The following is a 19993-nucleotide window of genomic DNA, read 5'->3' on the forward strand; positions in this document are numbered from 1 at the left end:
AGTTTATATGACCTTAACGAATCTGTCCAACTAAGTGTAACCTATTCAAAGAACCTGCTAAAAGGGGGTTACCTTAAATTTCTGATAAAAAAATTACAAAATGAGAATATTAATGCTGATGAGAGAAAGCATTAAACAAAGTAACCCTAACAATATCTTTTCATCGTCTAAATACTTGCCCAGAAAAACATCGTTAGATTCTTTTGAGGTATTATCCTCCTGTGTTTCCTCAAAGTATGTAAGCAATAAATAAATGTCTTGTCCTAACTCCCCTATGCTTTTTGATAAATCTTTAAGATTAAAAGTGGCTTTTGATAAATCAATAGGTAGTCCATGCTCAGAACCTGTTGTAAATACTTCTGATTGCAAAGTATCCTCAACCTTAAACAACCTTTCTCTTAATTCTTCAGGGATAACTGATATATATCTATTTATAAAAGCATCAATCTCTTTGGAATGTCTTTGTTTAAAGTAATTAGTATATTGCGGAACAGACCATACTTGCTCTCTAAAGTTATCGAATATATTTCCAGTATTAATTCTATTATCTAAAAGAAGCACTTTAATACCTTTCTTAAAAAAGTCAGCCTGAACATAATTGTCTAGATCAGAATTAATACTTTTCACTTGAGACTTTATACCTTGAATATTATTAATACCTTTAGAAACCTCGCTAGGCTCCTTAGTTATGTATGTGATATAGTCTTTTGCAAAATTCATTATCATTATTTCATACCTTGTGCCCAACATTCTATACACTTTTTCTTTAGTTTTCCTCTTTTCATTCTTTTTTAATAAATAAGATATTAAATAAGATGCTATAAGTATAAAAATCCCATCTATAATAATGCTAGGAATAAAGGATAACCAGAATTGTTTTGTTAATCCATCTGCAAAATATTGTGTGAAAATTAAAGTAACTGATAAACCTAGTACCATTAACCATATTATTATGTGTTCCTTTATAGGTATTAGCTTTTTCATGTAATCCCTCCTCACATCAATATTATAACACCCTCTACATAGGCTAAAATGAAAAATAGACTATCAACACTATCTAGTAAAAAATATCCATCCTTTACTTAGTAAGGGTTTTTTACCTTTGCATTTTTTAGCAGGTCTTTAACCGCAAGTAATTTTATGATAATATGTTTTTGCATCCTTTCTTTCTCCTTTTCCCTTTTATTAGCCAATTTAAGGATATCAAAAAGAGAGAGTAGGATGTTATTTTTTATGTTTTTTAGTTAGTCCTCAAACAAGCATCAGAATAATGTACACTACCACATTCAGTATAGAGCCATATAAATAGCAAAAAACGATGATTAGTTACAATCACCGTTTTTTTATTTGACGTCCCAGGAGAGATTCGAACTCCCGACCGACTCATTCTGGCTAATTACATCGTTTACATTTTCTTCATTCATTCTTCTTTTTTTCTTGGCGTCACACCAATCTCAGGCAGCTTATTCAAGGCGCAGTTCGATTGGTGTGCTGGGTGATTATTCGAGGATGATTATTCTGTCGTGCTCTATCCAGCTGAGCTACCTGCTAAATAATGTAGCTTACATGTGAAACAATCATTTATAAATCCATCTCCAAAGTTGTACTTTTACATCTTTCTTTATAGGATCATACTTTTTCAAATATGAAAAAAACGATGATTAGTTACAATCACCGTTTTTTATTTGACGTCCCAGGAGAGATTCGAACTCCCGACCGACGGCTTAGAAGGCCGTTGCTCTATCCAGCTGAGCTACTGGGACATAGTTATAATAAGTATTCAATTTGCTTTTCTTACCTTTTTCGTCACCCCAATCTCAGTCAGCTTATTCAAGGTGTGGCTCGATTGGTGTGCTTTTTCGCTCATTCATGGATGTTTATTCATTCGTGCTCTATCCAGCTGAGCTACTGGGACATAGTTATAATAAGTATTCAATTTGCTTTTCTTACCTTTTTCGTCACCCCAATCTCAGACAGCTTATTCAAGGTGTGGCTCGATTGGTGTGCTTGTTGCTCATTCATGGATGTTTATTCATTCGTGCTCTATCCAGCTGAGCTACTGGGACATAGTTATAATAAGTATTCAATTTGCTTTTCTTACCTTTTTCGTCACCCCAATCTCAGTCAGCTTATTCAAGGAGTGGCTCGATTGGTGTGCTTGCTACTCATTCATGGATGTTTATTCATTCGTGCTCTATCCAGCTGAGCTACTTGGAGAAGTTATCTTACTAGTTAATTTCTCAATAACTCGCAACGACATTTTTTATTATATGACCATATTAATATAAAGTCAATACTTTTTTTGAAATTTTTCGAGGAGAAATCCCCCTCGAAAAATTTCTATGCTTTAAATGTACGACTCCAAGACTCGATATTCCTGCCTTGATCCGTGTAAAATAACACTTCTATTTCATCGTTTTGAACGGATAATATTGCATACGTTTTTTCTTTAAAAAGTCTAGGGAGGGCAATACTTCCTGGATTAATAAAGAGTAAATCGTCTATTTTTTCGACATAAGCTATATGAGAATGTCCGAAGCACACGATGTTTGCTCCTGCCTCTTTCGCCTTATATTTTAAACTGATTAAGTTGTTTTTAACGCCATACAAATGTCCATGCGTAACAAGAACATTTTTGTTATCTACGGGCTGAACAAGGTCATTTGGAAAAGAGGTATTTAAATCACAATTCCCTCTGACCACAACGAATCCCTCTAAAGCATCATCCTTTTTTTGAAGTTCGCTATCACCACAATGAATCATTACATCTACTTCATTTATATGCCTTTCCTTAATAGTAATTAGTTCTTCATTTAAGCCATGACTATCGCTAACGATAAGTGCTTTCACAGTAAAACCCCTTTAGTACATTATTGCTTTAATAAAACTTCAAACTTTTTCAATGCTTTTGCTCTGTGACTTATTTTGTTTTTTTGGTCTTTCGTTAGTTGAGCCATCGTACAACCTTTCTCTTTTACAAAAAAGACTGGGTCATAACCAAAGCCTCCGTCTCCATGCGGTTCACTTGTTATTACACCTTCACAAGTTCCTTCTACAGTCATCGTTTCTTTTCCTGGTTCAGCTATGGCTAATACACAGTAAAATCTAGCCGCCCGTTTTTCTATACCTTCTAATTTCTTTAGTAATTTATTAATATTATCCTTGTCATTTTTGTTCTCTCCTGCATACCGAGCTGAATAGACTCCCGGTTCACCGTTTAATGCATCTACACTCAATCCGGAATCATCTGCTATGACTGTTTTATTTAATTTTTTCATTAAGGTTTCAGCCTTTATTTTAGCATTTTCTTCAAAAGTTACGCCAGTCTCTTCAATTTCCATCGAATCATCTATATCTAGAAGGGATATTACCTTTATTCCTTTAAGTTCGAACATTGTTTGGAATTCCTTTATTTTCCCTTTATTTTTTGTAGCAATTATTACTTCTTTCATAGTCAGTCCCCTATTTTTTTTGTTATTTCTCCTAGTACAGTTTTCTGAATATGTATCAATTCATCAATTCCTTTTTCGGCCAGATCAAGCAAATGATTTAGTTGTTGCCTAGAAAAAGTCGCTTCTTCGCCAGTACCTTGGATTTCGACTAATTCTTTATTTGATGTCATTACCACATTCATATCCACCTTAGCCGACGAATCTTCCCCATAATTAAGATCTAATATTTCTCCTTCTTCTGCAATGATCCCTACCGATGTAGCTGCTAAATAAGAGTGAACGGGTAATTTTTTTAATTTTCCTTGTTCCACTAGTTTATTTAAAGCAATGGTCATCGCAACAAATGCTCCTGTAATAGATGCCGTTCTTGTCCCACCATCTGCCTGAATCACGTCACAATCAATCCAAACGGTACGCTCCCCAATCTTTTCTAAGTTTACAACGGCCCTTAATGCACGTCCAATTAATCGCTGAATCTCCATCGTTCTTCCTGAAACCTTTCCTTTTGAAGATTCTCTAATCGTTCGTTGATCTGTCGCTCTCGGCAACATGGCGTATTCTGCTGTAATCCATCCTTTTCCTTCACCACGTAAAAAAGGGGGGGACACGATCTTCTATACTTGCATTACATATTACTTTCGTCTCTCCCACTTGAATAAGAACAGAACCTTCTGGATGTTTAATGTAGTCTAACTGCATTTCTACTTGTCTTAATTGATCTGTATTTCTTCCATCATTTCTCATATCGTTCCCTCCACTAAATGACCGTTCTAAACAAGGAAGAGGCAGCAATGAAGCTAGCCTCTTTACTCACATCTACTTCATACTCTTTAGTATAACAAAACCACTCATTTAAAAACTACCTGTGTTAACTTTCTCTGGTCTTGTTACAGGCTCAGATAATTTCTCACCACCTTCTGTCAATAAATCATCTTTTCCATTTACTTGAACAGATACACTGTTAATCCCTTCTTGTTCTGTTAATGTGAGGACTAACGCATTTAACACATGCTCTGATACTATTTTCTTTTCTCCATCAGCACTATGATAAAGAAATTCATTGAAATTTAATGTAACTACTCCATCTTCAACTTTTGGTTCGTCTAATAACTGTAGTTTCGGCTGAAAGTAACTCGTTAATCCATCTCCAGGTTCGGGACCATTAATTAGTTCATTTATAGCCGTTTGAAGCTTGTTATCATCAATCTGTACTCTCTTTGTTACTGGAACATACATGATTTCCCCCTCATTTTCTGCTAAATAGTATAAAGTCATAGGAGAAGTAGCTGTAATATCAAGGGGACTATCAACATGGAGGTTAATTCCTTGATCTCTACTCATCCCTTTATCCGCTACCTTAAACCCACTTTCAGGCATCTCCGTTATCTCTTTTCCGTTTAACCATATCTTCACATTTTCGATCGTGTCGAATTGCGTTAATGTCCATGTAATCGATTGAGCAATTTTTTGCTCATCTTTTGAATTATAGTTAACAAATTCATTTGAAAAGTCTACAGTCGCTGTTCCATCCTTAATTGCAATTCCTTGTACAGTAGTATCTTGAGGTAGTACCGCTCGAAAACCGTTAGGAAGGATATTTGTTATTGGCCCACCTTCAATTAAGTATTCAATCACTTGTTGGGCAGGTTCATTGGTAGCTGGAAGTTGAAACGATTTAGGAACAACAAGGCCATCCTTATTAAATAAATAAAGCTCTTGAGCAACTGTTGCTTTCTCACTTTCTTCGTTTTGTTCTGTTTTACCCTCTTCTGTTTCTTTTAAATAGGTCACTTCCTGATCAATATCTAAATTTTCTTCTTTATCTACTCCTAATCCCTCTAACATTCCACAACCACTCAATAATATAGAACATGAAAAAACTGCAGACAATATGATCCTTTTTTTACTGATGCTCATACTTTTTCCCCCTTAAGGAAGTTTGTACTATTATGTATACGAGCCTTCAAAAAAAATAGACCAAAACAACTTTTTATTTCAATTTAAAGAGACTATTCGCTTTGAATAGTCTCCTTGTCAACCTAGTTGAATAGTTTGAACTTCGTTAATAGGGTAACCAAACCATTTCGATGTATTTCGTTGAAAACGACTATTTAAACCCGTTGTCAAAAATAGATTGTTTCCAGTATTTTCTTCCCGATTAAGCATTTGTCTATAAGCAAGTATAGTGCTCACATCTCTTGCTGTTTCATCACCCGAATGGATAATATTAATATCTTTATCTAAAGACTTACTGATTAATCTTTTTAAAATAGGATAATGCGTACATCCTAGAATCAACGTATCTAACCTTTTCCCTTTTAACGGAAGCAACGACTTCGTAACCATACTTAGCTTCTTTTTTTTCATATTGACCACTTTCTACTAAAGGAACGAAATCGGGGCATGCTAAACTATAAACACTTATCGAGCTATCAATCGCCTTTATTGCATCAGTATAAGCCTGACTATTGATTGTTCCGATTGTTCCAATCACGCCAATATTATGGTTGGTCGTTGCCTTTATCGCCGCTCTTGCGCCCGGTTGAATAACCCCTACTACAGGAATATCAAGTTTTTCTTGAATATCACTTAATGCAACAGCTGTGGCCGTATTGCACGCAATTACTAGCATTTTTATTTGATAGTTTTTCAGCAAATAGTTTGTCATTTCCCAAGTATATTTATGAACTTCTTCTTTTGGTCTTGGTCCATATGGACACCTTAATGAGTCAGCTAAGTAAATGATTCTTTCTTTTGGTAACTGACGGAGGATTTCTCTAGCTACCGTCATCCCACCAACTCCTGAATCTATAACTCCAATTGGATTATCCAAAAAATCGACCTCATTCTGTTTTCATTTCTGTTTTTAATTTAGCTAATAATGAATCTAATTGTTTTTTTTGATCTATAGAAAAGTCGTTAAGAACGTCTTTTAAGTATAGTTGGCGCTTATTAATTACTTCTTCAATCATTCTTTCTCCTTCTTTCAAAAGATGAATTTGAACGACTCTTCGATCATCAGGGTTTTTTATTCGTATGACTAGGTGATTCTTTTCCATACGATCAATAAGATCTGTAGTTGTACTACAAGCTAAATACATTTTCTGCGATAACTCTCCTATTGTCATATCTCCTTCCTCCCATAACCATTGTAAAGCAATAAATTGAGGAGGTGTAATTGAATAGCTTGTTAATATTTCTCTACCCTTTTGTTTAATAATACTTGAAATATGACGCAATGATCTTTCTATATCAATTACATGATTATCTTCAATTTTAGAATTCGACATAAATAATCCCTTTCTTACAATACGTAATTAATACATAATACATGTTCAAAAAATCGAAAAAAAGAGCGCTGAATAGAAAAGAACTGTTTGAACACGCACTATAAGTATTCTCTCTATTTTCTATGAAAAATGCAAGCCTAACTAACCTTTATAAAAGACGGATGTGCACAAAAAAAAACCCGTTTATCCGAGTTTTTTAAATATGAATATAAATGAACGGAAGGTAAATCATATTCTCATTAACACTTAAAGTTCTAGTTCTCCCATTCTAAGGAGTTCGACAACAGCTTGAGATCGTCCTTTAACACCAAGTTTTTGCATAGCATTAGAGATATGATTCCTAACTGTCTTTTCGCTAATGAATAATTCGCTAGCGATTTCTTTTGTAGTTTTATCCTGAACAAGTAATTCAAAAACCTCTTTCTCTCTCTTGGTTAATAATGGCTTGTTTTGATATTCTTTTTCCTTCAAATACTGTACCCCTCCTTGCTATGGTGAGAGCTGATCTAACGGATGGGTATATAATTAGTCACCATATCTTATGCTTGTTAGAGGGCATCTGTGACATCAAAACAGCTATTATTTCTCGAATATTTAAATATGGTTGCTCTCCTTGCTATTCATAACCTCTAACATTTTTTTCTTGTCCTCCTCATTCCAAGGAGCACTTTTTCCTGTTCGTTTTGAAATCTGTACCATCGATCCACGACCAACAAAGCAAAGCTGACCAGATATATTTTCAGCTAAGTAATGAATATCCATGGATGATGTACCAAACTTGTCAATATTCACACCAATGGTCAATTCCTCACCAAAATATACTTGCCTTAGGAAGTCACATTGTAAATCTGCAACTACAGGAATCACTTCTGACTGTTGAAAATCTTGGTTATATCCAAGATGCTTAAAGAATTCAAACCGTGCTTCTTCAAAATAAGTGAAGGGAACTGTATTGTTCATGTGGCCAAACATATCTGTCTCACTAAATCGCACCTTTGTTTTATGAAAAAAAGTAAATTCTTCTTTCCAATCCTCTATTGAACTTTCAATATATTTAATTTTCAAGTTCATCGCCTCCTAATTATTAAACTAAAAAAGGACTAACTCATTCATTAATCATGGAGTTAGCCCTTCTAGTTGTTTAAATACTTTTATCACTACCAAAGAAATTTTTAAATGACTGAATACTTGTATCTCGGTTAAGCGCGGCAATTGATGTTGTTAGTGGTATTCCTTTTGGACAAGATTGTACACAGTTTTGCGAATTACCACAATTCGCAAGCCCACCCTCGTCCATGATGGTTTCTAAACGCTCTGATTTATTCATTTCACCCGTTGGATGAGCATTAAATAAACGAACTTGTGAAAGAGGTGCTGGACCAATAAAGTTCGATTTACTATTTACATTTGGACAAGCCTCTAAACATACACCACAAGTCATACACTTAGATAATTCATATGCCCATTGACGTTTTTTTTCAGGCATACGAGGCCCTGGTCCTAAATCGTATGTCCCATCAATAGGAATCCATGCTTTTACCTTTTTAAGCGAATCAAACATTCGACTTCGATCAATTTGAAGATCACGAATGACAGGAAATGTTTTCATTGGCTCTAATTTAATGGGTTGAGATAATTTGTCGACTAAAGCTGTACAAGATTGCATCGGCTTCCCATTGATAACCATCGAGCAAGCTCCACATACCTCTTCCAAACAGTTCATATCCCAAGTAACAGGAGTTGTTTCTTCTCCTTTAGCATTTACAGGATTACGTCTAATCTCCATTAAACATGAGATAACATTTAAATTAGGGCGGTAAGGAATCTCAAATGTTTCTTCATATGGTTTCGAGTTGGTATTGTCTTGTCTTACAATAGTAAGCTTAACCGTTTTATTTTCGCTCATTATTTCTCACCCTTCTTTTTAGAATAATCACGTTTTCGGGGTTCGATTAACGATGTATCAACCTCTTCGTAATGAAATTGTGGTTTTTCATTTCCGTTAAATTTAGCCATCGTCGTCTTGAGCCATTCCTCATCATTTCGATCAGGAAATTCTGGTTTATAGTGAGCTCCACGACTTTCGTTTCTGTTATAAGCTCCAAGGGTTACCACCCTTGCTAAATGAAGCATATTTTTCAGCTGTCTTGTAAACATAGCTCCTTGATTGCTCCATTTTGCCGTATCATTAATGTTAATATTATTCCAGCGCTCCAATAGATCCTGAATTTTTTCATCTGTCTTTAAAAGCTTGTCATTTTGTCTTACAACTGTTACATTGTCTGTCATCCATTCGCCTAATTCTTTATGAAGAACGTAAGCATTCTCTGTTCCGTTCATATTCATAATATCCTGCCATTTTTGTTCTTCTTCTTGAACATGCTGTTCAAAAATATCAGAAGGAAGATCTTCTGCAGTCTTATCAAGTGATTGCATATATTCTACAGCTTTTGGTCCAGCAACCATACCACCATAAATAGCTGATAATAGTGAATTAGCACCTAAACGATTGGCTCCATGCATCGAATAATCACATTCACCTGCTGCAAATAAGCCAGGAATATTGGTCATTTGATCATAATCAACCCAAAGTCCCCCCATTGAATAGTGAACAGCTGGGAAGATTTTCATCGGTACTTTTCTAGGATCGTCCCCCATAAACTTTTCATAAATCTCAATAATACCGCCCAATTTAATATCTAGTTCTTTAGCGTCCTTATGAGATAGATCTAAATAGACCATGTTTTCTCCATTTAATCCTAGCTTTAAATCTACACAAACATGGAAAATTTCTCGCGTTGCAATGTCACGAGGAACCAGATTACCATATGCTGGATATTTCTCTTCTAAGAAATACCATGGCTTCCCGTCTTTATATGTCCATACTCGACCGCCTTCACCGCGAGCTGACTCACTCATTAATCTGAGCTTATCGTCTCCAGGTATAGCGGTTGGATGAATTTGAATAAATTCTCCGTTTGAATAATAAGCTCCTTGTTGATACGCTATGGCAGCTGCAGAACCTGTATTGATAACAGAATTAGTTGACTTTCCAAAGATAATCCCTGGACCACCCGTTGCCAAAATTACCGCATCAGCTCGGAACGAGTGCACTTCCATATTCGTTAAGTTTTGCGCAACTACTCCTCTTGCGCGTCCTTCATCATCTTTAATCACACCTAAAAATTCCCAACCTTCATACTTTGTCACGAGACCTGCTACTTCATGTCTCCTAACTTGCTCATCAAGCGCATATAACAATTGCTGTCCTGTTGTTGCACCCGCAAATGCCGTTCGATGATGTTGCGTTCCACCGAAACGACGAAAGTCTAAGAGTCCTTCAGGTGTACGGTTGAACATAACCCCCATACGATCGAGCAGATGAATAATGGAAGGTGCCGCATCACACATCGCCTTTACAGGTGGCTGATTCGCTAAAAAATCTCCTCCATAAACCGTATCATCAAAATGCTCCCAAGGAGAATCTCCTTCTCCTTTTGTATTTACCGCTCCATTAATCCCGCCTTGAGCACATACAGAATGTGATCGTTTAACAGGTACTAACGAGAATAAATCAACAGCTATCCCTTTTTCTGTTGCCTTAATTGTTGCCATTAAACCGGCCAATCCACCGCCGACAACAATTAGTTTTTGGTTATTCATATGACCCACTCCCTTTGTGTTCAACTATTCCAAATTGTTCAAAGTCGTTAACTTGTCCTGAACACGTGTTTTACTAGCTATTTGATCCCACATAATTAAACAAATGCGAAAATTGCTCGAACTCCAACAATTGAAAGAGCAATGAAAATTCCAATGGTAACATAAGTTGAAATGACTTGTGAACGAGGCGTTACAGTAATTCCCCAGCTTACTGCGAACGACCATAAACCATTTGAAAAGTGGAAAATGGTAGCTAATACACCTACTAAATAAAAAATAAGATAAAAAGGACTGCTTAATATACTTGCCATCATGTCATAATTCACTTCTGCACCAAAAAATGCTTGTACGCGAGTTTGCCATACATGCCAAGCAACAAAAATTAATGTAATGATGCCAGATACCCTCTGTAGCATAAACATCCAATTTCTAAAATAATTATATTGAACGTTATTGTTTTTTGCTGTAAATGCAATATAAATCCCATAAACCGCATGATACAACAAAGGAAGAAATATAATGAATATTTCTAAAACATATCGAAACGGTAAATGTTCCATAAAAGCAGCTGCTTCATTAAATGCTTCAGGACCTCTTGTTGCAAAGTGATTAACAACAAGATGCTGAATAAGAAAGACTCCAACAGGAATCACTCCTAGTAATGAATGCAGCTTTCGATTAAAAAACTCTTTATTTCCCGCCATTAAAATACCCCCTAGTCTTAAATAGTTCGTTTCTCCATACTCCCCGATTGTTTCCCACATTTAAAGAACACTATTTTCTACTTAATAGTAGAATTCTTCGACAATAATTGTGAATAAAATGCGACAAATTCATTTTACTCCCATCATGTGGTAGCGTCAAGAAAACGCATTCAACAATTCTAATTTTTCGAAAGTTCTTATCTCAATTTTATTTTATCAATATATCTCTGGAAAGCAAATTAATATTAGGAAAAGTTTTTATTTTCTTTCTCAACAGCCCTAGACAAAAATATTTTCAAAAAACATTACATATATTTCAATAAAGGCGAATGCTTGTTATAATAGACAAGAAGAAAGAAAGAGGGGAATTTTGTGAAAGAAAAACCATTTGATCTAAAATTAAAGGATTTAGAAGATATGACGACACCAGCATTTGGCTATGAATTAATTAGGAATGAGTTAATATCTGATATGCTTGGTAAGCAGTCAAACCAAATGCTTTATTGGGCTGGGAAAAGTTTAGCGAGAAAATACCCGCTATCAAGCATTGAAGAAGTTCAATCTTTCTTTACTCTTGCTGGATGGGGTAATTTATCATTGACCACTCAAAAGAAAAATGAAGTCGAATTTGAATTAACAAGCCCCTTAATATCTAAACGATTCCAAATAGAAAAGGACCTTACTTATAAACTTGAAGCAGGTTTTTTAGCTGAACAAATTCAACAAATGAATGGTTCTATTACAGAAACATACGAAAAAATGAAATCGAGAGCTAAAAAGGTAACTTTTACAGTGAAATCAGATGTGAAAGATCCAATAGATTGATTTATTCCCTCTTACAACTACCTTTAGTGCTTGTTCAAAAAGTAGGGAAAAAAGGACGCTGAATAGAAAAGCTGAAACCCTTTGTAAGTCCATCATCTAAGAACAGCCGCGTCCTGCGGCTAACGATGATGCTAGCACATCGTGTGCATCGCCGACAAGCATAAGGCGAACATAACGTGAAGGTGTTCTTTACCTTCACTAAATGTTTGACTTATTCTGAAGATCTACTAAGAACAGTCACGTCGTGTGACTAACGTAGATCCACCTAAATCCTTTAGGCGTCTCCCGATGTAAGGGTTAGAACGAGGCGGTATGCTAAAGGAACACGGGCTAAGTTCAGCCACGTCGCGCGAGCTAACGATGTTGCTTGGCCATCCAGGCCATCGTAGGACTTTTTGAACAACCTCCTTTAGGATATTTCTTGTAAGAGGGCTGTTAAACTCACTTTAAATAAACTGCCTTTTTTGAAATAATAAGAGCGTCATGAAGCGCTGAAACTGCCAGCTCTTTTTCTTCCGAAGAAATGATAGTAGAGACTTTTATTTCCGACGTACTCACCATTTTAACTTCAATACCCTCATTATCTAAAACTGTAAACATCTCTGCAGCAACACCTGGGTTCGACACCATTCCAGATCCAACAATCGATACTTTCGCTAAATGACTTTCTATATCTATATCTTTAAAATTAAGTATTTGTTTTTTTTCTTTTAACACTTTAACTGTTTGAGATAAATCATCTGTTTTTATTGAAAAAGAAATGGTCATTCGGTTTTGTTGGGGGGCACCTTGAATGATAACATCTACATTTACTCCTTTATCAGCAAGAAGCGTGAAGATCGATGACAACGATAACATTGGTACATCTATAAGGGTCACTCTTGTAATGTTATCATCAAACGCAACACCACTTACTATATGACTTTGCTCCACTCTTTTGTCCTCCTCTATAACAGTTCCTCTCTCAGAGCACATACTTGACCTTACTTCAAGTCGAACTTGATAGTTTTTAGCAAATTCTACTGCACGTGGGTGAAGTACACTTGCTCCTAAATTTGCCATCTCTAACATTTCATCATATCCTATACGGTTTAACTTTTTCGCCTTTTCTTCAATTCTTGGATCAGTCGTAAAAACACCCATTACATCCGTATAAATATCACACTTTTTTGCTTTCAAAGCTGCCGCAACAGCAACTGCCGTTGTATCTGACCCCCCTCTTCCAAGTGTTGTAATATTATTATTAACACAAATTCCTTGAAATCCTGCAATGATCACAATTTCATCTTGTGCAAGATGCAAATTGATCCTACTTATATCAATGTCCATAATTCTTGCATTTGTATGAAAAGATTCTGTCATAATTCCAGCCTGCCATCCTGTCAAAGAAACGGCACGATGTCCTCTCTCATTAATCATCATCGCTAGTAAAGAGCTACTCATTTGTTCTCCTGTTGAAAGTAACATATCTAACTCTCGGCTAGATGGACTCATTGTGATTTTCTGAACAAGAGACAGTAGTTGGTCTGTTGTATCCCCCATAGCAGAAACAACAACCACTACTTGATTTCCACTTGTTTTCTCTTCGATGATTTTGTCTGCTACCTTTTCAATTTTCTCAATAGAGCCTACTGACGTACCACCATATTTTTGAACGATAAGACCCATTTCATCACCTACTTTCATAAAACATAAAATACAAAAAGAGCAGTAAAGAGATTTATCTCATTACTGCCCTTAATAGCGATCATTAAGAACGATGAGATAGCACTCCAAAGGACCAGACTAAATCCTTTGACAGTTTTATACTTATTCAGTATAAAACCAGTGTAACTAATAATGGTTTTAGTTCACACTTCGGCGAGTATTCCCTTTTGATATTTTTCACCGGAGACCATTCTCCTCCAAATATCTACTTTTGAAGCTCGCACCTCTATCACAAGTTTTTTGTATCATAACAGACTATGGCTGAAATAACAACCACTATTCTTTAAACTTATCGGTTATATTTTGTGCTATATTAACTGGCATACCAGCGTTTCTTAATTCTTCCATCGATGCTTCCTTAATTTTCTTAATTGATTTAAAATACTTCAACAATTGTTTTTTTCGTTTCTCACCTACACCTGGGATATCATCTAAAGAGGACTGAAAAGACGATTTCGTTCGCAATTGTCTATGAAAAGTGATTGCAAATCGATGTACTTCATCTTGAATTCGTTGTAGCAAATAAAATTCTTGACTATTTCTCGTTAAATGAACCAGTTCAGGGGGGAGTTCCGATAATTAAATCTGAAGTCCGATGTTTTTCATCTTTCACTAAACCTGCCACAGGAATATCAATTCCAAGCTCATTTTCTAAGATATCTGTAGCAGCAGCAAGCTGTCCCTTCCCACCATCAACAAGAATAAGATCAGGAAGTGGTAGTTCTTCCTTAAGCACCCTTGTGTATCTTCTTCTAATCACTTCCCGCATGGACTCATAATCATCGGGGCCTGCTACGGTTTTTAATTTATATTTTCGATATTCTTTCTTGTAGGGCTTTCCATCAATAAAGACGACCATAGCTGATACAGGATCTGTCCCTTGAATATTTGAATTATCGAATGCTTCGATTCTGTTAGGTGTAGGAATTTCAAGTTTTTGTCCAAGCTTTTCTACCGCTTTAATTGTACGTTCTTCATCCCGTTCAATCATTGAAAACTTTTCTTGTAAGGCAATTTTGGCATTCTTATGTGCTAATAATAATAACTCTTTTTTTGGACCTTTTTTCGGCTGTAGAGTCTTTATTTGCAGTAACTGCTCGACAGATTGGGCATCAACATTATTAGGCAAAAGAACCTCTTTCGGTAAAAAGTGATTATTCTGTTGATAAAATTGCCCGATAAACGTTAAAAACTCATCTTCTGGATCTTGATACATCGGGATTAACGAAACATCACGTTCAATTAGCTTTCCATTGCGAATAAAGAATACTTGTATGCACATCCATCCTTTATCATAAGAAAAAGCGAAAACATCGCGATCAAGCAAATCGGTTAAATTCATCTTTTGTTTTTCCATCGTTGCCTCTATATGATGAATTTGATCGCGATATTCTTTCGCTCTTTCATAGTCAAGAGCTTCTGAAGCTCTCATCATTTTATTTGACAATTCATTTTTTATATCATGATAGCCACCCTTTAGAAATCTTGTAATTCCTTCTACCATCTCTCGGTTTTCTTCATCTGAAACAGAATAAACACAAGGAGCTTTACATTGCTTAATATGATAATAAATGCACACCTTATCAGGCATTATTTGACATTTTCGTAGGGGATACATGCGATCTAGAAGTTTTTTTGTTTCTCTCGCAGATTGTACATTTGGATAAGGACCGAAATAACGGCCCTTATCCTTTTTCACTTTTCTTGTCACAATAAGTCTAGGATGTTTTTCTGCTGTAATTTTAATAAATGGATACGATTTGTCATCCTTTAACATAATATTGTATTTAGGATCATACTTTTTTATTAAATTCATTTCTAAAATAAGCGCTTCAATATTGGAAGAGGTAACAATGTATTCAAAATCTTCAATCTCATTAACGAGCCGAGTCGTTTTTCCATCATGTGATCCAGTAAAATATGATCGAACCCGATTTTTTAGGACTTTGGCTTTCCCAACATAAATAACAGTGTCATCCATATCTTTCATTAAATAGCATCCTGGTTGATCAGGTAATATAGCTAATTTATTTCGTAATTTTTCATTCATGTCAATCACTCGTTATCATTCATTATTTTGCTTAATTGTATCAACACCTAGCTGTAAAGTGAAGTAGAAAACATATCAAAAAAAGCCAAAGCTGATTTTTTAAGTACAAAAAAAGATCTGATAAAGATCAGACCTTTTTTTTATATATGCTTAGTCAATAACTCTTTCAAAGCTTCCTTAGGTTGGAATCCAACAACTTGATCAACTACCTCGCCCTCTTTTAAGACAAGTAGGGTTGGAATGCTCATTACTCCAAACTTAGATGCTGTTTCTTGATTCTCATCCACATCTACTTTTACAATTTTAACATCATCACTCATTTCTTGATCAAGCTCATCTAGAACAGGAGCGATCATCTTACATGGCCCACACCAAGGTGCCCAAAAGTCAACTAAAGTGACACCTTCATTTGTTTCAGTACTAAAATTCTGGTCCGTTGCATGAACTATAGCCATTATTAATTCCTCCTAAATGTTAACAAAATTCTCATTATGAATGGTTCAATACAAGTGTTAAGAGAGGTAACCATGAATTTAACTGGTTAATCAAAGTAAATCATAGACATTGGCTACTTAACTTCACCAAGACTATATAATTCCCAAGAAGTTCATCTCTACACATTCACTTGAATGATATCATACTAAAAGTATATCACCTAACCTTTTAAAAATGCGAACTAAACGCTTTTTTGATTATGGATACCTTACAATACAGGAATAAACTTAGTCATAATTAAAACCAAAAGCGTGCGAATTAGTCTGCACGCTTTTGGTTGCCTTATCTATTCGAATCATAAAATTAAGAGTGTACTTTTAGTTTCTTAAGTTCTTCTGTAAGTAGAGGTACAACATCAAATAAATCGCCTACAATACCATAATCAGCAATATTGAAGATGTTCGCCTCTGGATCTTTATTAATAGCAACAATGACTTTTGAGTTAGACATTCCAGCTAAATGTTGGATTGCTCCCGAGATTCCACAAGCAATGTATAAATCAGGTGTAACTACTTTACCTGTTTGTCCTATTTGTAAAGAATAACCGCAGTACTCAGCATCACAAGCTCCTCTTGAAGCACCGACTGCTCCGCCTAGTACATCAGCAAGCTCTTTTAGAGGCTCAAAACCATCCTCACTCTTCACTCCTCTTCCACCTGCAACAACTACTTTCGCTTCTGATAAATCTACACCGTCAGTAGCTTTCCTTATAACTTCTGCAACAATCGTCCGTAAATCTTTAATTTCTACATCTACTTTAGAAATTTCACCAGAGCTTGATTCGTTTTTATCTAAAGCTGCAATGTTGTTCGGACGAACAGTAGCAAATAATAAACCATCCGTTACGATTTTCTTTTCAAAAGCCTTCCCAGAGTATATTGGACGAGTGAAGACAACATTTCCACCTTCTACTTCTAAACTAGTTACATCTGAAACTAGTCCTGAACCTAGTTTTGCAGCTATTTTAGGAGCTAAATCTTTTCCTTGTGAAGTATGGCCAAGTACGATCCCTTCTGGGTTCTCTTGTTCAATGATAGATAATAAAGCTTGAGAATAGCCATCTGGAGTATAATTTTCTAGCTTCTCATCTTCAACATAAACAACTCGGTCTGAACCATAAGCAACCATTTCATCCCCTAAGGTACTTACTTCTTTGCCGATCAGTGCAGAAACAATTTCTCCTCCCTCAGCCATTACCTTACCAGCTGCTATAGCTTCAAATGAAACATTACGAAGTGATTGATCACGGACTTCACCAACTACTAATATTTTTCGACTCATCTTATGTTCCCCCTGTTTTGAAAATTTACCGTATATTTCTCCACATCAATCAATGATTATGTGATGCAAGAAGTTGATGGAAGAGGAGAAAGCACTTTTCTACATATCCTCTTACCGTTTCTTTTTGTTCACATGTTTAATATTTGCTCAAAATAACCTTCCTTTTTGAACACGCACTTAAATAACTTTTGCTTCCTCACGAAGAAGGGACACAAGTTCTTTAACTTGACTATCCAACTCTCCTTCAAGTACTCTACCCGCTTCTTTTTCTGGTGGAAGAAAGACCTCAATTGTTTTAGTCTTTGCTTCAACGTCGTCTTCATCAATATCTAAATCATCGAGTTCAAGTTCTTCTAAAGGTTTCTTCTTCGCTTTCATAATTCCAGGAAGAGATGGATAACGAGGGTCATTTAGACCTTGTTGTGCAGTCACTAGTAAAGGTACCTTTGTTTCAATAATTTCAGAGTCACCCTCAACATCTCTCGTTATTTTCACATCTTCACCATTTATTTGAAGTTCCGTAATTGTAGTAACATAAGAAATATTAAGCAATTCAGCTAGTCTTGGTCCAACTTGACCAGATCCACTATCAATAGCAACATTTCCCCCTAAAATGAGGTCAACATCTTTATCCTGCAAATATTCGAATAAGATTTGTGCTGTAGAGAACTGATCCCCATCTTCTAAGTCATCTTCAGTATTAATAAGAACTGCTTTATCTGCACCCATCGCTAAGGCAGTACGTAATTCCTTTTCTGCCTCCTCAGTACCAACTGTTAAAACCGTTACTTCCCCACCGTGCTCATCACGAACAGTAATAGCTTCTTCAATGGCATATTCATCATAAGGGTTAATAATGAATTCGGCACCATCTTCATTAATGGCTCCTCCACTAATACTAATCTTTTCTTCAGTATCAAATGTTCTTTTCATAATGACATATATATTCATATTCTTATCCCCCTGTATCGTTAAGACTAATAATATATAAAAAATCATAAAGATTTTGTTCAACAAACATCCTATTTTTTGAGCTGTATGGCTCTATTCCCCTTGAAAAGAAGGCTTGCGTTTTTCAATAAATGCACTTATTCCTTCCTTGGCATCATTGCTCTTAAATACTTCCCCAAATATTTCAGCCTCTTTATGAACACTATCGTCAAAAAAGTGATTGTACTGATAGTTTACAAGATCTACAACACCCTTTACTGAAATCGGACTCTTGGTTGCAATTTTCACAGCCAACTCTTGCGCCTTTGAAAGTAGTTCTTCTTCTTCGACGCAGTGATTAGCTAGGCCCCATTTATATGCCTCCTCACCTGAAATTGGTTCAGAGGTAAGCATCATCTCTAACGCTTTCGCATCTCCTACATAACGAGGTAACCTTTGCGTACCAGCAAAACCAGGAATGATTCCTAATTGAAGCTCTGGCAATCCTAACTTCGCTTTTTTGGCTACTATCCTCATATGACAGGCCATCGCTAACTCCAGTCCCCCACCTAGTGCAGCCCCATGGATCACTGCAATAATTGGTTTAGAAAACCTTTCAACCTTACTGAATAATTCTTGACCATTTTTACCTAGATCAGCAAATTCTTCTCCTGATTGAACGGTAGTAAATTCTTTTATATCAGCACCTGCAGAGAAAAATTTCCCTTCTCCTCTTAACACAATCACTCTAACTTGATCATTTGTTTCCAACTCATCAAGCAATGATGAAAGCTCTTTCAAAACAAAGGACGACAATGCGTTCGCTGGAGGATGTTGAATTTCAACAGTAGCGATACGACTTTCAATTGAACATGTTAAATTATTCATACTTCCCCTCCTTAACTCCTTCCACAACCGTGGATAAGTAACTCATTAATACTTGGAGATAGATTAACTAGATCATACTTCTGATCGTTCATAACCCAAGTTGTCACTGCCTCGTCAATTGTTCCAAAAATCATATTTCTAGCAACTTTTGTATTCAATTCTTTTCTAAATTCATTTCTTTGAATGCCATACTCAATAATTTGATCTAGGACAAGAAAGTACCCTTTCAACACTTCATTAATTCTTAAACGAAGCTCCTTGTTGGATTGACGTAACTCAAGCTGGGTAACAATTGCTAAATGATGATCTTCAGCAAGTAATGCTAAGTGCTTTTCAATCAACGCATATAACTTCTCTTCAGCGGTTTCTTTTCCCTCTATCTGTTGCTCAATTTTTTCTACAAATAGACCCATCTTTTCTTTAAATAAAGAAATTAAGATGTCATCTTTATTTTTAAAATATAAATAGATGGTTCCGTCTGCAACTCCAGCTTGTTTGGCTATTTTTGAAACTTGAGAAGCGTGATAGCCATTCTCTGCAATAACAATAACAGCTGCATCAATTATTTGTTTGTACTTTGGTCTTTTATCTTTCACTTTCGTTCTTCCCTTCAAAAATGAATGAATCATCATTCATATATTATGATAATGATATTTGCGAATTTTGTCAACAATGACACTTTAGATTAAACTCTTTTATCGTCATTAT

The 19993-nt window shown here is 35.7% G+C and carries 17 protein-coding genes, 1 tRNA gene, 3 pseudogenes and 1 riboswitch; of the genes and pseudogenes, 1 reads left to right on the forward strand and 20 read right to left on the reverse strand.

Features of this window, described 5'->3' with window-relative positions:
* Positions 1 to 93 precede the first annotated feature (93 nt).
* The 13 genes and pseudogenes from LC087_RS08525 to LC087_RS08585 form a co-directional block, all read right to left on the reverse strand.
* The gene (locus tag LC087_RS08525; RefSeq protein ID WP_226539253.1) at positions 94 to 984 is read right to left on the reverse strand and encodes a hypothetical protein; all 891 of its coding nucleotides are present in this window, start codon (positions 982 to 984) and stop codon (positions 94 to 96) included.
* Positions 985 to 1689: 705 nt separating this feature from the next.
* Positions 1690 to 1763: transfer RNA gene (locus LC087_RS08530), tRNA-Arg, on the reverse strand.
* A 577-nt stretch (positions 1764 to 2340) separates the two neighbouring features.
* A complete protein-coding gene (locus tag LC087_RS08535; RefSeq protein ID WP_226539252.1) occupies positions 2341 to 2850 on the reverse strand; it encodes a metallophosphoesterase family protein in 510 nt (169 codons plus the stop codon).
* A 20-nt stretch (positions 2851 to 2870) separates the two neighbouring features.
* Complete coding sequence (locus LC087_RS08540) at positions 2871 to 3452, reverse strand: XTP/dITP diphosphatase (RefSeq protein ID WP_226539251.1); 582 nt, start codon at positions 3450 to 3452, stop codon at positions 2871 to 2873.
* 2 nt (positions 3453 to 3454) lie between these two features.
* Positions 3455 to 4196, reverse strand: a pseudogene (rph, locus tag LC087_RS08545) (ribonuclease PH).
* Positions 4197 to 4304: 108 nt separating this feature from the next.
* Positions 4305 to 5369: a GerMN domain-containing protein gene (locus tag LC087_RS08550; protein WP_226539249.1), complete on the reverse strand. Its 1065-nt coding sequence runs from the start codon at positions 5367 to 5369 to the stop codon at positions 4305 to 4307.
* A gap of 117 nt (positions 5370 to 5486) precedes the next feature.
* Positions 5487 to 6285 (reverse strand): annotated as a pseudogene (racE, locus tag LC087_RS08555) (glutamate racemase).
* Between the two features lie 10 nt (positions 6286 to 6295).
* A complete protein-coding gene (locus LC087_RS08560; protein ID WP_226539247.1) occupies positions 6296 to 6742 on the reverse strand; it encodes a MarR family winged helix-turn-helix transcriptional regulator in 447 nt (148 codons plus the stop codon).
* A 246-nt stretch (positions 6743 to 6988) separates the two neighbouring features.
* Positions 6989 to 7213: a spore germination transcription factor GerE gene (gene gerE / locus LC087_RS08565; protein WP_226539246.1), complete on the reverse strand. Its 225-nt coding sequence runs from the start codon at positions 7211 to 7213 to the stop codon at positions 6989 to 6991.
* 123 nt (positions 7214 to 7336) lie between these two features.
* Positions 7337 to 7807 (reverse strand): acyl-CoA thioesterase, encoded by a 471-nt coding sequence (locus LC087_RS08570; RefSeq protein WP_226539245.1) that lies wholly within the window; start codon positions 7805 to 7807, stop codon positions 7337 to 7339.
* A 76-nt stretch (positions 7808 to 7883) separates the two neighbouring features.
* Entirely contained in the window at positions 7884 to 8648 is a 765-nt protein-coding gene (sdhB, locus tag LC087_RS08575) for a succinate dehydrogenase iron-sulfur subunit (protein ID WP_226539244.1), read from the reverse strand.
* Positions 8648 to 10405, reverse strand: coding sequence for a succinate dehydrogenase flavoprotein subunit (gene sdhA, locus LC087_RS08580; protein ID WP_306020654.1), 1758 nt, complete (start codon positions 10403 to 10405; stop codon positions 8648 to 8650). Before sdhA ends, sdhB begins: the two co-directional genes overlap by 1 nt.
* A gap of 95 nt (positions 10406 to 10500) precedes the next feature.
* Positions 10501 to 11109: a succinate dehydrogenase cytochrome b558 subunit gene (locus LC087_RS08585; protein ID WP_226539242.1), complete on the reverse strand. Its 609-nt coding sequence runs from the start codon at positions 11107 to 11109 to the stop codon at positions 10501 to 10503.
* Between the two features lie 417 nt (positions 11110 to 11526).
* Here LC087_RS08585 and LC087_RS08590 point away from each other — a divergent pair, with 417 nt between their 5' ends.
* A complete protein-coding gene (locus tag LC087_RS08590) occupies positions 11527 to 11934 on the forward strand; it encodes a YslB family protein (RefSeq protein ID WP_264189832.1) in 408 nt (135 codons plus the stop codon).
* Between the two features lie 441 nt (positions 11935 to 12375).
* Here the strand turns inward: LC087_RS08590 and LC087_RS08595 are convergent, their stop codons facing one another.
* The 7 genes and pseudogenes from LC087_RS08595 to LC087_RS08625 all read right to left on the reverse strand — a co-directional run bounded on the left by LC087_RS08595 (position 12376) and on the right by LC087_RS08625 (position 19881).
* Positions 12376 to 13602, reverse strand: a complete 1227-nt coding sequence (locus tag LC087_RS08595) for an aspartate kinase (protein ID WP_226539240.1) — start codon at positions 13600 to 13602, stop codon at positions 12376 to 12378.
* An 89-nt stretch (positions 13603 to 13691) separates the two neighbouring features.
* A riboswitch (Lysine riboswitch) is annotated at positions 13692 to 13878 on the reverse strand.
* A 39-nt stretch (positions 13879 to 13917) separates the two neighbouring features.
* Positions 13918 to 15691, reverse strand: a pseudogene (uvrC, locus tag LC087_RS08600) (excinuclease ABC subunit UvrC).
* Positions 15692 to 15831: 140 nt separating this feature from the next.
* Complete coding sequence (trxA, locus tag LC087_RS08605; RefSeq protein WP_226539238.1) at positions 15832 to 16146, reverse strand: thioredoxin; 315 nt, start codon at positions 16144 to 16146, stop codon at positions 15832 to 15834.
* A gap of 343 nt (positions 16147 to 16489) precedes the next feature.
* Complete coding sequence (locus LC087_RS08610; RefSeq protein ID WP_226539237.1) at positions 16490 to 17467, reverse strand: electron transfer flavoprotein subunit alpha/FixB family protein; 978 nt, start codon at positions 17465 to 17467, stop codon at positions 16490 to 16492.
* 177 nt (positions 17468 to 17644) lie between these two features.
* Complete coding sequence (locus tag LC087_RS08615; protein WP_226539236.1) at positions 17645 to 18418, reverse strand: electron transfer flavoprotein subunit beta/FixA family protein; 774 nt, start codon at positions 18416 to 18418, stop codon at positions 17645 to 17647.
* A gap of 93 nt (positions 18419 to 18511) precedes the next feature.
* Positions 18512 to 19285: an enoyl-CoA hydratase gene (locus LC087_RS08620; protein ID WP_226539235.1), complete on the reverse strand. Its 774-nt coding sequence runs from the start codon at positions 19283 to 19285 to the stop codon at positions 18512 to 18514.
* A gap of 11 nt (positions 19286 to 19296) precedes the next feature.
* Complete coding sequence (locus tag LC087_RS08625) at positions 19297 to 19881, reverse strand: fatty acid metabolism transcriptional regulator FadR (RefSeq protein ID WP_226539234.1); 585 nt, start codon at positions 19879 to 19881, stop codon at positions 19297 to 19299.
* Positions 19882 to 19993 lie beyond the last annotated feature (112 nt).

This window comes from Bacillus carboniphilus (assembly GCF_020524035.2).
In the GTDB taxonomy this organism is placed as follows: Bacteria; Bacillota; Bacilli; order Bacillales; family JAIVKR01; genus Bacillus_CC.